The sequence below is a fragment of the Maledivibacter halophilus genome (genome assembly GCF_900167445.1).
GTDB classification, from domain to species: Bacteria; Bacillota; Clostridia; order Peptostreptococcales; family Caminicellaceae; genus Maledivibacter; species Maledivibacter halophilus.
The window spans coordinates 25045-39756 of sequence record NZ_FUZT01000002.1 but is presented as its reverse complement, the minus strand read 5'-3'; the positions used below and the strand labels follow the sequence as shown (position 1 = coordinate 39756).

The following is a 14712-nucleotide window of genomic DNA, read 5'->3' as shown; positions in this document are numbered from 1 at the left end:
TAATACATTCCTAAGTGTATCAAGCTTATTTACAGCTTCCTTATGGCAATATCTCCTATATAAAAAAGCAGTGCCAAAGGAAGTAATATAAAGCTCAAATCCAAAGATGATTTATTTTTATCTATTGGTTGTTTAAATACATTTGTATCTTCGTCTATTAATCTTCCCTTTGATATTTCCCTTATTAAATTTAATCTTTCTATCCCCCTTCCTTTATTTATTTCATGTTCTGGGGAATAATTTAAATTTATTGTTTCAATTTTTCTTTCAATAGTTTCACTATCTCTTATTAATTCTGCTGTTACATAGTAGCTGCCCTCTTCATTTAAGGAAAACTCACCCTTGTATTTTCCAGTTGAAATTTGATTTAATAATATATTTTCTTTGAATTCCTTTGGTCCCTGTACTTGGATTTTAAATTTGCTGTTTTCTTTAGGATTATTGTGGGCAGCGAAAATTTCTAATTTTCCTCTAGTTTTCACTAAATCAATTTCCATTTCTTTATTTTTTCCCCTTGAAAAAATCCAACCTACTATAGAAGACCATTTTTCCTGGAATTTGTCCCATTTTATCCATGAATCACTCCACCTTCCATTTAAATCGGAGGTCCACACCAATACCCTTCCAAGGCCATACTGCCAGTGACTAAGTATTGGGTCATCCAAGGGACTTTTTAAAACAAGGGTTGCACCTTCTTTTATTCCAGTTCCCACATAGCCCTTTAAATTAGGAAATTGATCATAATTAAAATACTTTGTGTTTTCTACTTTTATGGGAGTAAATTCTTCATTATTTATGTATTTTTTTGTTGCCAGATAGGTTTCCTTAGCAAATATTTTTGGTATTGATGTAAAATCCTTTACAAAATAATTTCTTCCCTTTGCCTCCTTAGATAATTTTTTCAATACCTCAATATTTGCATCTTGACCTATTCCCACCGTAGAAAGAGTTATGCTTTTTTCCTTCATTTTGTTTATATAATTTTCATATCCCTCCTTTTCTCCCTGTCCATCGGATAATAATATAATATGTTTGATTTTAACTGGAGCATTTTCAAAGGCATTTATTCCCTCATCCAAAGCTGGCAGGATTAAGGTTCCTCCCCTTGAGCTGAGCTTTAAAATATTTTCTTTTATTTTTTCCTTATCCTCAGCACTCTTAAAGGGAACTATCCATTCTAAGGTATCGGAAAAACCTAAGACTCCAATATAATCATTTTCATTTAGTATTCCTATGGATCTTAGGGAAGCTTCCTTTGCCATATCTATTTTTTTTACTCCATGGCTTTCATCCTCCATGCTTCCAGAGCTGTCTATAATTAGTATTAAGCCAGTATTGGGAAGCTTTTTATTTCCCTTCATATCACACTCTAAAGGAAGAATATCTTCTAAAATAGTATCTTTATATTCTCCCAGGGCAAAGCTTTCTTCTCCCCCTATAATTACAAGGCCAGTTCCAAGGTTTTTTACACATTTTTGTAAATTTTCTTCAAATTCAGAAGATATATTGTCATGATGAAGATTTACTAGGAATATTCCATTGAATTGGGATAAAAAATTCATATTATCGGGGACCTCCCCGGAAGAATAAACAATTGGATTTAAATCCATTGATTTTAAGACTCCCCTTAAATTTTTTATATCCTCATCCTTTCCAATTATTAAGCTCTCGGGCCTATTTCCTATATTTAAAACTCCAGAAGCTTTATTGTTTTTATAATTTTTATCCTCTTTAAAAACTATTTCCCCCCTATAATTTATTCTCTCGTTATCCTCTAGAGAAATACTATATTTGAATACATTTTCACCATTTTCTACCCTTAAGTCTTTCTTTAGTATTTCTTCATTGTTTCCATAAAAGATAAAAGTACCCTCTCCATCAAAATTGCTGTCTATAATTATCTCTACCGGTATATCATTTTTATTATGTATATTCTCTGGAATTCCCAAGGAAGTAAGCTGTACATCCTTGACTTTTTCAGTATTTATAGGATATATTTCGAGGCTTATTTTATTTTCCCTTAATTTATTTATTTTTTCTACAGCATTACCCATATTTTCCCTTCCATCACTTATTAAGACCAATCTTTTATTTGTTTTTTCCGGGAAAAAATTCACTGCAAAATCTAGGGCTTCTTCTATATTTGTAAAATTGGAATTAATATTAGAGCTTAAATTTATTTTTTCTATTTTATCTTTAATGGGCATTTCTATCATTGGTTTTTCTCCAAAGACTATTATTCCCATCTTATCCTTAGATTCCTTTAATTTGAGCTGATGATTTAAATATTCTTCTATTCTCTCTTTATTTTTATCTGCACTTATGGATTTATCTACTAAAAATATGGTAGTTGTATTTCTAGCTGAAAAATCTATGTCTAATTGAGTTAAAGATAAAATAAGACAAATAAGGGTTAAAATCCTAATAAATATCCAATATTTTCTTTTTTTTTCATCTATTACTCTATAGCTATTTTTAATTTGAAAGGCAAAATATAATGAAACAATAGATGAAATTATTAGGGTAATAATATTTCCTTGGAAATTATACAGCATTTTTAAACACCTCCCACTCTAAAATCATCAATAAAAGCAGAAGGCAAATTATTATATTTTTTAAATCTATTTTATTTAAATTATTGAAATGAAATTTGTTTATTTTCTTTTTTTCTCTGGATAAAAAGTCGTATTTTATATTTTCCTCCTTTGGAGGATTAACAAAAAATGTCTTTATATTTTTATCTCTGTCAATTAGATTGTACTTTCCAATTTCCCTTAATTTTATATTTTCTTCACCATTTATATTTATTTCCTTTGTGGGGGTTTTAAGCCTTATATTACTTTCTTTTATATATATTTCTTCCCCAGGCTCATAGCATCTTTTATCTTCCTTTAAAAACCATTTAATAATATTGTCAATTAAAATTGGGAATTCGGTTTTCATTGAAAAATTAGTTTTATTAAAATCTATGGTAGAATATATTTTTTTCCCTTTGTCTTCTATTTCATAGGCCATTACTGTTTTATCCTCTGCCTTAAGTATAGTTTTAAAATTCTCATCTTCCTTAAGATATGAAAAATCCTTTAAATAGGAATCCCTAAGAATTATATCCTCTGAAAAAAGCTCATCTGCTATTTTCATTTCACTGTATTTATCTAAGTATCCCTCTACCATTTCTTCTGGAGGCTTAAGATACCATATATTTTTATCCTCCCATAATTTCTTTTCCATTAACCTTTCATTTATTATATATAAGTCAAATTTTTCTTTTATATCCTTATATTTCTTAATATTTGTTAGTTTTATATAGGGCAAGCTTTTAAGGGCCCTATTTAAAAAATAATTTTCTCCTATCATCAAAACTTTCTTCTTGTATTTATCTCCTATGGGAAGAACAAATTCATTGTCCCCATAAATCGTATCCTCTTCCTTTATATAAATCTTTAAGTAATCTATGTTTAAGGGAATATCAGTCCAATTTACATTTACTACTTCTCTAGAAGGTATATTTATTTTCCTAATATCCTGCCAATTAATTTCATCCTTTAATTCTAAAATTATTTCCTTATTTTTTTCTCCATAATTTCTTATTTTAAATAATGCAGCACGATTATAGTAATCGAATTTGCCATCTATAATTCCTATATTATTAATTCCATCTCCTATTTTTATATTTTCATCTCCAAGTAATATATTCTTATTTGTAAAGAAAACTATAGGCTCTGGAAAAGTTGAAAAAATAGCTTCTTTATTTTTTATATTAAAAACTTCATAGGTGGGCTGAATTGCATCAAGTTCATTTAATACTTGATTTTTACTGCCCCCCTTTACTATTGTTTGGATTTTTCTTCCTATGGTTACAAAATCAATAGAAATATCATCATCTATATTTTTTATATATTTTTTTATTTCTTTTTTTGCTTTTTCTATTTCCGTGACTCCGTCTTCTTCTGCCCTCATGGTCAAGGAATTGTCAAGGACTATTGTTAAGCTTTCTCCCTTAAAGGGCTTTATCCACATAGGCCTTGCAAAGGCCATAACTATTAGAATTCCTATTAAAAGTTGAATAAAAAGAAGAAGATATTTATTTATCCTATTTTTCTTTATTCCCTCTACTTCTTTTATTACTTCCTCCCATAATCCAAGGTAGGATACTTCCCTTTGTATAAATTGCTGTTTTTTTAAATGAAGTAAAATTATAAGGGGTAAAAGCAGTGAAAGAAGCCATCCCAATGGATTTAAAAAAATCATTTAAATCACCTCGACTGCCTTGGCAATAATATTAATCGGTTGACTATCGCTGGGGGAAAAAACATATTTTACATCCCTATAATCACATATTTTTTTATTATCTTCTATGAAGTTTCTAATTTTCTTTTTATATTTTTCCTTAATTCCCTGGGTGAGTAAAATTTTTCTACTTTCTCCAGTTTCCTTGTCAATAAGCTTAAGCTCTCCAGAAAAATCCGGCTTTATTTCCTGGGGAGCCATTAAATGTATAACAATTATATCCTGCTTTTTTGACGATAAATAATCTAATATATCTGAAAAGTTCTTTCCAAATAAATCTGTTATAATAAAGGTCACCCCTTCTTTGATTTTTTCTATGGAGGATAAAGAATAAAAGTTTGTTTCTCCCTTTGGTTTTATATCTTTAATAAGATTTAAAAGCTCATAAAAATCATATTTATTATTTAAATTTTTTCTTAAAATTTCTACATCTTTATTTATTGTATAGATATTTAATTTATCTCTTTGATTTATACTTATATATGCAAGTCCAATTGATAAAAGCTCTGCCAATTGAAATTTGTTAGGATTTCCAAAGTCCATGGAGCCGCTACAGTCCAATATTATATTTATCTCCATCTGCTTTTGGGCTGTAAATTCCCTGATATAAAATTTACCAGTGCGAGGATAAGCCTTCCAATCTATTTTTTTCGTATCATCGCCAGGATTGTATATTCTATGTCCATAGAAATCCTGGGAAGAACCTATTCTTTTGCTTTTTCTATTTCCAATTTGTCCATTTATGAGTCTTTTTCTTCTTTTTATGATTATTTGTTCTATTTCTTGTAAAAATTTTTCCATTTTATTTCACCAGCTTTACTATTTCTTCTATTATATTGTCTGGATCTATTCTTTCAGACATACCGCGGAAGTTTGTAAATATCCTGTGCCTAAGACATGGATAGGCCATGGCTTTTATATCCTCAAAGGAAACATTGAATCGCCCCTTAGAAAGGGCCCTTGCCTTGGAGGCAATAATAATGGATTGTATCCCCCTGGGACTTACTCCACATTTTACATAGTTTTTCACAATATCCAATTGACTTTCTCTCGGATGGGTAGCCAACATTATTTTTATGGCATATTCCTTTATTGGTGCAGCTATAGGTACCTTTAGGGCAGCCCTTTTCATTTCCATTATTTCTTCCTTTCCCACTATTTTTCTTAAGTCTAAATTTTCATTTCTTTCGGTGGTGGTTAAATCCATTATTTGGGATAAGGCTTCCATATTGGGAAGGTCTATGGTCAGCTTAAACATGAATCTATCCAGCTGGGCCTCCGGTAAAGGATATGTTCCCTCCATTTCCAGGGGGTTTTCTGTAGCCAGTACAAAAAAGGGCTGGGGCAAATTATAAATATTATTTCCTACGGTAACGGTTTGCTCCTGCATTGCTTCCAATAAAGCACTTTGGGTCTTGGGTGTGGCCCTATTTATTTCATCGGCCAGTATTAATGAGCTGAAAATTGGTCCTTTCTGAAATTTAAAATTGAATTCTTCATTCTTTTTATCTATTAAAAAGGTTCCTAGAATATCTACTGGCATAAGATCCGGAGTAAACTGGATTCTTGAAAAAGAAAGATCTAAAACCCTTGATAGGGTTTTAACCATCTGGGTTTTCCCAAGGCCCGGTGTTCCTTCCATTAAAACATTTCCTCCAGAGATAATTCCTATGAGTAAATCCTTAACTACTTCTTCCTGCCCTATTATAGCTTTATTAACTTCCTTTTCTATTTCCTCAAAATATCCCTGGAAATTTTTAATTATTTTCTTCTCCATTTGTTTTTCCCCCATTTATCTCCATAAAATATTTTATAACAAGGTCCTTTCTCTCTAATGGTATATTTTGTTTATATATATATTTCATCCCTTGATTTTCGTATTTTATCAATTCTGTCCTTAAATCCTTTTTTTCTCCCTCCACTGCAAAAACTTCATTTGAAGATTTGCTTTCTATATTTCCTGTTTTTGATTCTTCTCCTCGAATATTGGAAATATCCCCTTTATCATCTCCAAGTCTTTTATCCTGGGAATTTTTTTCTAGTTCTCCAAAGGCCTTTTCCCCAGTGCCTTCTCCAGAGGCAGATTTACCACCTCTCCCTATTCCCTTTGTATTACTTTGGGCTTCATTTCCAAAGCCCCCTGCTAAAAGTTCACTGCTTTCTTCCCTTGACTTTTCGCCACTTTTTAAATCAGCTTTTTCTCCTTTGGTAAGGGCCGATAATTTTTTTTCTCCCTTTGGTGCTTCTATACCATCCTTGCTTTTTGAAAAAAATCTTTCCTTGGATTCCTGTAATTCACTGAGAATATCCTTTTCCATATCCTTTAAAGCCTTTTTTTCCTTTATTTCTTCCAGGGATTTTCTAAGGGTTTCATTTGAAAACTCTTTATTCTCAAGCTTTTTCTTTATTTTATTTAATTCTTCCTTTGTCTCTACACTATAATAATTTTTTTCTTCTGCTTTTAGGTTTTCCAGTATTTTTTTTTGTTCTATTTCTGTAAAAATTTTATTTTTTATTAAATCCATAGTATTTTCTATATCCCTATTCATAAGTGCATTTTCCAAATCCCTGTGGTCAGGAGATACTCCTTGAAATATCCCTGCCAAGGCCCTTAATATATCTTCATTATTTCTTTCATACAATTCTTCAATTCTTCTTTGGGCATTGGCAATTTCCCCTGCCCCATCCTTAAAGTCAAAGGTTCTTTCTATTTTTTTTTCTAAATCCTTTAAAATTTCTTTTTTTTCTTTTTTGATATTACTATCTTCCTCTGAGGCCATTTCTTCTTCTAATATTTTTTTTATTTCCCTTGCTTCTTCTGTGAGTTCTTTATTGATTTCTTCCCTTTCTGCGGCAACTCCCCTTGTTCCGGTAGGTAGATAATAAATCCCAAGGGAAATGCAAATAAATAAAATTCCTGTAAATAATCTTTTGACCTTTATTTTTATTTTGTATTTTTTAAGAGGATTAAAATTTTCTAGAATATATTTTAAATCCTCTAAAAAAATTTCCATAAGGGGAGTATTTTCTTCTTTATATTCTATATAGGTTATGAGTCTATCCTCTAGACCAAACTTATCACCTACAAGGGCTGCTTCCTTTAGTTTTGGCCTTTTAAAAATTCCTATTAAAATTGATATTATCATTGTGAAAATAAATATATATACTGCTTTCTTTATTCCATATACTACTGGATATATTTGAGTAAATATCATGAATATAAATATCAATATGCTAAAAACCATTAAACCCTTTATTATAGAATTTATTATTCTTTCAATCCAAATTTTTCTTCTAAGCTTCTTTAATACCAGTATTATTTTCTTTTTTCTCATATTCATTTACTCCTGTTTTAAATATTTCTCTTACCCTTAAAATATTAAAAATTATTGTTATAAAAATGGAAAACAATATATTAATTATTAGCGGAGAATTGCCAAGATAATTTCCTCCCCCTATCTGACTATATAAAAGTCCTCCAATGGCTAGAAGGGGGTTTATAAAAAATATTCCTGGAAAACCTTCATTATACAAGGTTATTACAACTAAGCTTTTATATTCTATATAAAAATATAAAAATACCGTGGATAATATAATAAGAGTAAATATAAATAAAATTAAAATAAAGCTCTTTAGGTTTTTGATTTTATATTTTATATTTAAATATTCCCTAAGGCTCAATAAAACCATCCCCCAAAATATTTGTATTATAAGGGGCAAAATAAAGTTAATCCCCTTTAAATGACCTAATATAAATATAGTTAAAATATGGGGAATAGAGGCTAGGGAAAAGATAATTACTTCTAAAAGCATTGAAATATAAATACTTAAAAATTCATTCTTAGTATTTCCTATCTTTATATTGACATCATCCCATAGAGGAAGAAAAATTGTGAAGAACACAAACTGTAAAATCACAAAATAAAGATAAGCACTATTATAAACCTGTGGGTCATATCCTTCTCTTTGATAAGCCACCATAAATAAATATCCAATTAAAACCACCGATAGTATTAATATATAGGTAAGTAATATTATTAAATTTCTATTGCTGATTTTATTCATAAGGCTCATCTCCTAAATTCACTTTACCCTTTACAGATATTTGAGGAATAATTAATCTTCCTTCTCCCGTTATCTTTAGGGATAAAGGTTTATTTTGAAGGTAGTTGCTAAGATTATCTCCTTCTAACATATCAATGTTTAAATTCTCCCAACTACCTTTATAATGGTTATAAATCTCAATATTCATCTCCCCTCCTTCGATCTTTCCATAGAGGGATATATTATGGGCATCAATAAAAGAAGGTAAAAAATAATATAATAATAATTCATCTCCACTATTTAAGCTGTATTCATTTTGAATATTTTTAGATATTTCCTTATTTATATTAAAAACTGGCTCTATAAATTGTGGTGGTAATAAAATCTCATCCCCATTAAATTTTATATTTACAGGACAAATATTTAAGCCGTGGTTTTGAATTTTTTTCTCTTTATTATTGATAGTTTTTATTTTTTCATTTCTAGAAAAACCAATTAATTTAGAATTTATTTTCTTTTCTTTTATTTGGCTCAAATAGTATTCTAATAATCCCCTTTCATATCTATCCAGACCAGCAGCTTGGGATATCTTTCCTACATAATTGTAATCACTTAGATTAAGCAAATTATGATCCAGCTTGTATTCTATATTAATTCTTTCCCTGCTTTTCATATCTCCAAGGTATAAAACCGTATCCCCAATTACAAGAAATGATTTATAAAGCTTATGGGGAAAGGGATTTAATAATTCCCCCTTTAATATTTCATTTTCTAATTCTAGGATTAATTTTGATTTTTCTCCATTATTTATTTCCTTTGTAAATAAATAATGGGGATTTATATCCTTATAGACAATTTCCTCGTTTGCCATATCTAATATGTAATTACTATTGGTTAACTCCTTTGCAAAGTATGTAGAGCTTAAATTTACTATCATGTTTTCTTCTTTATATGGATAGATATTGATTAAATTAAAGGATGTAGTATTTTCATTGTGAATGGTCACTTCACTTGATACTATTTTACTTTCTCCTAATCCACCGGTCCATGCAAGAATATAAAATATAAATGATACTCCTATTACTACAGCAAAACCCATTCCCCTTGGCCTATTTTCCCAGAAAAGAAGCCCAATAATTAAAAGAATATATACTATAAGTAAAACCGTTAAAAATAATATTTTATTTTTTGTTGGTTTTAAGAGGTTATCGGGAATAAATTGAAGCTTTTTAATTTCCTGGGCCTTCTTATTTAAAGAATTTTTATTTAATAATTGATCTAATCCCTGGGGGGTAATATTTTTTTCAATTGTATATTCTATTAAATTAGCATCTTTTTCTTTAATAGGATTATTTAATCCTACTACTGCGCCCCTTCCAACTCCTTGAGCTTCTTCTATCCCTGAAAAAATTCCAGTTAAATTCTTGTGGGCAAATTCCTTTTTCCCTACTACTATTAATCCACCTTCCTTTATCCAGTTTAGAAAAATTTCCTGATTTTTTTCTGAAAGAGCTTCTGTATTAAAATTATCAAGAATTATTATATTGATATTTTTTAATTCCCCTAATGAATAATCCATATTTTCATCTAGATTTATAATTTCTACTTCCTGCTCCTTTAAAAAATAGGGGTTTATATTCTTTATATAATATAATTCTTCAGGTGTTTCACTCAATAATCCTATAGCCATGGAATTAGATTTTATTATCTTGGGTCTAATATTTTCATTTAATATAATATCCTTTCCATGGGTAACACTAATTTCTATATTTGTATTTCCATTAAATATAGGCAGGGAAAATTGGATAAGCTTTTTTGCTTTCCTTGGAAGATTTATTGTGTTTTTATACACTCTACCATCTATCTTTAAAATTAATTCTCCCTCAACATCCTTATCTTCAGATAAAAGCTCGATTTTCACAGGATTAATACCATTAATTCTACATCTCCCATCAAATCCCATTTCCACATCCATGGTCAAATCACTGGCATAAACCCTTGTACCAATAAGCAGGAAAAAAACTATTATGATAAATATTCCCCGTTTTATACTCTTCATTTTTAATCCCTTTCTTATGAAATAAAGTTTTGGATTCCCCGTTAATTCAAATAAGGAACATTCTCTATTTTTTCTTCTGTTATAACGGCTCCAAAGCAGTTCTTGATTGATTCTGGCTTGTTTATTAGAACATCTAGGGCTAGTTTTACCCCATCCTTGTCTATACCTGTAACAAGCCATATTGGCTTAGTCCTTCCCATACCTGGGGCAGTTGCATAAATTGCTCCGGCCTTTTTATCATAGGATTCTATTTTTTTTCCTTTAAAGTTCAATGAATGAAGCTTATTATCCTCAAACTTAGAATAAATTCCTATAAGCTTGCTTTTTTTATTTGTTATTTGAAGAAACTCACTTTCCTTTGATAATTCCTTCCATTGTCCCAATAATATGTAATACTTTTCTGGTTCTTCTAAAACTGTAGGATCATAGGGACTTATATCTATTTCTTTCACCCCTTTATTTATAAGACTTTCCTTTAATTTTTCAGCAGCATTTTTCATATCCTTTGTATACATAATGACGGTACCGGGATTTTCTCCCCAAAAACCATTTTTAAAGGGCTGGGGATAGGAGCCTATAACAGCAGGAATGAACATTGTCATTCCCCAGCTATGATAATCCCACCAAATTACATCATCGGCCTCTGGTTTATACTCTGCAACCCCTATTGGAGCCAATATACCATTTACCCAATAAAACCAATCCTTTTTCTTTCTTTCAGCACCAGTATTAAAGGTGAATTTTGACTCTAATCCATTAATGGCATTGACAAAGCCTCCTCCATAGGCAGTTTGAATATCCAGATTTCTAAAAAGAACCTCCATTCCCACTTCATCCTTTACAAGGCCCACATTTTTGGCAAAGATCTTTGTATGTCCAAAATCACTTGTGACAACTAAATCTACTTTATATGGGCTTTTAATATCTCCCAAGGCCTTATAGTCTCTTGAATTTTCACTTGCAGGAGTTCCTTCTTTATATTTTATTTCTCCCTGGACCGGTCCTTTATATTCCGTGTATTCTTCATTTTCTATTAATACTCCAGTGTTTTCCTTTAAGACATTATTTTGATTTTTTATATTTTTTTCTTCATCGATATTGGTAATAATTTTTTCTGCATTACTTATATATCCTCCCAAAGAAAACAGGATCATAATAGAAATTAATGCAGCGGTAATTCTTTTGTTTTTACATTTTCTATACATGGATTATAGTCCTCCCTTTTTAAAATTTATTATTTCCCTCTGTTGTAATTTGGGTATAGCTTATTCTATCTTTAAATCTTATGAGTACATTTACAAAATCCTTACCTAAAATATATGTAAATCCAAAATTTCCTATGCTATGGGTTAAATCAAAATAAAATGAAGTTGTAATCATAGCTAAAAAGCTCCTAAGACTCAATGGATATACTAAAAACAACCAATGCCATAATTTCATAATATAATCAAATAAAAATCCCCAAACAAATGCAAATAAAGCCAACTTCAATCTGGAAGGTTTTTTCATAAATTTCCCCAGTATGCCGGCTGTCAATCCAGCAAGCCCCCAGGCCATCATCTGCCAAGGGGTCCATGGACCATGACCTAAAAAACTATTTGATATCAGTGCTGAAAAGGCCCCCACCATGAATCCAAAAATAGGTCCAAAAACATATCCCGATATTATTACTAAAAATGTTGTGGGCTGTAAATTGGCCAAGGCTGCAAAGGGAACTCTTGAAGCCCCTGCCAAAGCTGATAGGGTTGCTACTAGAGATATTTCCTTTACTGATATATCTTTTCTCTGGTACAAAAAAAAGATCAATATAAATAGGAATAATATGATTATTGTGGAAATCAAACCATAATTCATTTTAAACTGCACCTTCTTCTTTAAATAAATTCATAGCATTTATTCCATCCTCTACAGTCAAAATATTGTCAACATAGCCTGTAAAAAGCTTATTTATTTGAGTGGAATAATGTATCCCAGAGGTCAAAATCTCATATTTTGTTCCTATTTGCACCCCTGTGCCATCAAAAATAAGACAAATTCTATCGGAAATTTTTGATAAAAACTCTATATCATGGGTAACTAAAATTATTGTTTTTCCTTTTTTCTTTAGATTTATAAGTATTTCTCCTAAGCTCCTTTTAAGGTAAATATCTAATCCCCTTGTTGGCTCATCTAGAAGTAATATTTCAGGCTCCATAACTAAAATTGAAGCTAAAGCCACTCTTTGCCTTTCCCCGCTGCTTAAATCCCTGGGATTTTTATCCCTGTATTCATATAACTCCAGCTCCTCCAATGTCTTTTCTATTCTGGAGCAATCTTTAATATTTTTATTATCTAATGTATATTTAAGCTCTTCATAAACTGTGTCATTAAATAAATAGTCGTTGGGATCCTGGGACAAAAAACCTATCTCTCCCTCAACAAAGATTTTTCCACTAGTAGGCTTTAATATTCCAGATATATTTTTAAGTAGGGTTGACTTACCTCCTCCATTTTCCCCTGCTATTCCCAATATTTCTCCTTTAAAAATGGATAAGCTCAAATCCTTAATTGCATGGGTTCCATTTTCATATATATAATTCATTTTTTTTATATTAATTACTTCACTTTTATCATTTACATCGATTTTTTCTGGCTTCCATGTTCTTTTTGATTTTTTACCTATTATCCTTCTCAGTTCCCTTCTGCCTTCCTTTACAGTTAAGGGTATATAAGGACTACTATTAAGCTCTAAGAATAATTGAGGAACAGAGGGTAATAAGCTTATTTCCTTATCCTTATTCCATATTTCAAAATTTTCAGCACTACCATCAAAGATTAATTGCCTATTCTCCATAAGTAAAATTCTATCGGCTAAATGAAAGCATCTATCTATTCTCTGCTCTATAAGTAAAATAGTATATCCTAATTCTTCATTTAATCTTTTTAAAATATGTAATATTTCATCTCCACTAACGGGATCCAATTGGGAAGTCGGTTCATCTAAAACTAAAAATCTATTTCCCACTGCTATAACTGAAGCAATGGCTGTTTTTTGTTTTTGACCACCGGACAATTCATAGGTTTTCTTATCCTTCATTTCCCACATATTTAAAAAGCTTAAGACTTCTGCAACCCTTTTTTTCATCAGCTTATTATCCATTCCCATATTTTCAAGACCAAAGGCAATTTCCCTTTCCACCTTATCCATGACCAATTGTTTTTCTGGATCCTGAAAAACCATTCCAACTTCCTCTGTTCCCTCTACATGGCCCTTTATGGTTCCTCCATAAAATTGGGGTACTATACTATTAAATAATCTTCCAAAGGTTGATTTTCCAGAACCGGATTTTCCAATAAGTAATATGAATTCACCTTCATTTATAGATATATTTATGTTTTTTAGGGCTGGCTTTTCTGATTTAGGATAACAATATGTTAAATCCTGTACTTTGAAGATTTCCAATTTCTATACCTCCCCATTATTATAAGTATAAGTAAAATAGGAGCTGTCAAAATAATTAGATATAAAATATCTTCTATATTTAATTTTCCTAGCCTGGGGTAAAAATTATATATGGCTTTTTGTGAACTTACACCATAAATGAAAATTCCTATAAATATAATATTTAATGTATTGATTATAAAATCTATTCCAGTAATTCTTAATTCTGAATACATGGTTCTTTTTCTTTTACCATAGCCCTTTGAATATAATGCTTCTGCCCTATTTAGGGAGCCTTCAAGGGAAGATATTAAAATCACCTTTAATATTGGATAATAGGATTTAATTTTTTTAATAAATTTTTTTCCTTTAAAATTAGCTCCCCTCAGTATCATTACTTCCTTTACCCTTAAAACCTCTAATTTCAATCTATGGATTATATTCGTAGTCATAGATAATGTAAGTGTAAGTCTGTGGGCATATTTTGAAAAAAAGCTAAAAGAATCATCGGGATTATTGATGATAGAATATAATACAAAAACCATACCTATGGATATGAGCTTTATGGCCATAACAGCTCCAAAGGCAATGGCTTCTACAGTAATTACAATTTCTCCTATTACAGGCAAATCAATTCCCTTATAAATTATTAAGCTTCCTCCCTTAGATACAAGGGGATTTACAATTATTATAAAAAAAGCTGTATATCCAGTTATTTTTAATGTATCTAATAGCCTTTTCCTTTCCTTCATAATGAGTATATTGACAATTAAGATAATCAATATAAAAAAAATATAAAAAGGATGATTGTAAAAAAGTATAGATATCAAAATATTTAATGAAAATACTATCAGTGTAAAAGGATGAATTTGGATCATTTAAGTCACCTACCTAAAAT

Annotated in this window: 11 protein-coding genes; all 11 read right to left on the bottom strand. The window is 30.2% G+C overall.

The genetic code is table 11. The features are described from left to right. Window positions 1–29 precede the first annotated feature (29 nt). Genes B5X81_RS04255 through B5X81_RS04205 form a run of 11 tightly spaced genes read right to left on the bottom strand, consistent with a single transcriptional unit; the run spans window position 30 to window position 14566 of the window. Window positions 30–2555: a VWA domain-containing protein gene (locus B5X81_RS04255; protein ID WP_079489655.1), complete on the bottom strand. Its 2526-nt coding sequence runs from the start codon at window positions 2553–2555 to the stop codon at window positions 30–32. Next, window positions 2545–4251: a BatA domain-containing protein gene (locus B5X81_RS04250; RefSeq protein ID WP_079489654.1), complete on the bottom strand. Its 1707-nt coding sequence runs from the start codon at window positions 4249–4251 to the stop codon at window positions 2545–2547. Before B5X81_RS04250 ends, B5X81_RS04255 begins: the two co-directional genes overlap by 11 nt. Beyond that, window positions 4252–5091, bottom strand: coding sequence for a DUF58 domain-containing protein (locus B5X81_RS04245; RefSeq protein WP_079489652.1), 840 nt, complete (start codon window positions 5089–5091; stop codon window positions 4252–4254). A gap of 1 nt (window position 5092) precedes the next feature. Next, on the bottom strand, window positions 5093–6067 hold the full coding sequence (locus tag B5X81_RS04240; RefSeq protein WP_079489651.1) for an AAA family ATPase: 975 nt from the start codon (window positions 6065–6067) through the stop codon (window positions 5093–5095). Further along, a complete protein-coding gene (locus tag B5X81_RS04235) occupies window positions 6048–7625 on the bottom strand; it encodes a coiled-coil domain-containing protein (RefSeq protein WP_079489649.1) in 1578 nt (525 codons plus the stop codon). The genes B5X81_RS04240 and B5X81_RS04235 overlap by 20 nt, the downstream gene beginning before the upstream one ends. Next, window positions 7585–8355, bottom strand: coding sequence for a hypothetical protein (locus tag B5X81_RS04230; protein WP_079489648.1), 771 nt, complete (start codon window positions 8353–8355; stop codon window positions 7585–7587). The genes B5X81_RS04235 and B5X81_RS04230 overlap by 41 nt, the downstream gene beginning before the upstream one ends. Then, a complete protein-coding gene (locus B5X81_RS04225) occupies window positions 8348–10393 on the bottom strand; it encodes a hypothetical protein (RefSeq protein ID WP_079489646.1) in 2046 nt (681 codons plus the stop codon). The genes B5X81_RS04230 and B5X81_RS04225 overlap by 8 nt, the downstream gene beginning before the upstream one ends. 41 nt (window positions 10394–10434) lie before the next feature. After that, the gene (locus tag B5X81_RS04220; protein WP_079489645.1) at window positions 10435–11598 is read right to left on the bottom strand and encodes a DUF4430 domain-containing protein; all 1164 of its coding nucleotides are present in this window, start codon (window positions 11596–11598) and stop codon (window positions 10435–10437) included. Window positions 11599–11617: 19 nt separating this feature from the next. Continuing rightward, on the bottom strand, window positions 11618–12247 hold the full coding sequence (locus B5X81_RS04215) for an ECF transporter S component (RefSeq protein WP_079489643.1): 630 nt from the start codon (window positions 12245–12247) through the stop codon (window positions 11618–11620). Window position 12248: 1 nt separating this feature from the next. Beyond that, window positions 12249–13835 (bottom strand): ABC transporter ATP-binding protein, encoded by a 1587-nt coding sequence (locus B5X81_RS04210; protein ID WP_079489642.1) that lies wholly within the window; start codon window positions 13833–13835, stop codon window positions 12249–12251. Next, window positions 13808–14566: an energy-coupling factor transporter transmembrane component T gene (locus B5X81_RS04205; RefSeq protein ID WP_139380245.1), complete on the bottom strand. Its 759-nt coding sequence runs from the start codon at window positions 14564–14566 to the stop codon at window positions 13808–13810. Before B5X81_RS04205 ends, B5X81_RS04210 begins: the two co-directional genes overlap by 28 nt. Window positions 14567–14712: the final 146 nt, after the last annotated feature.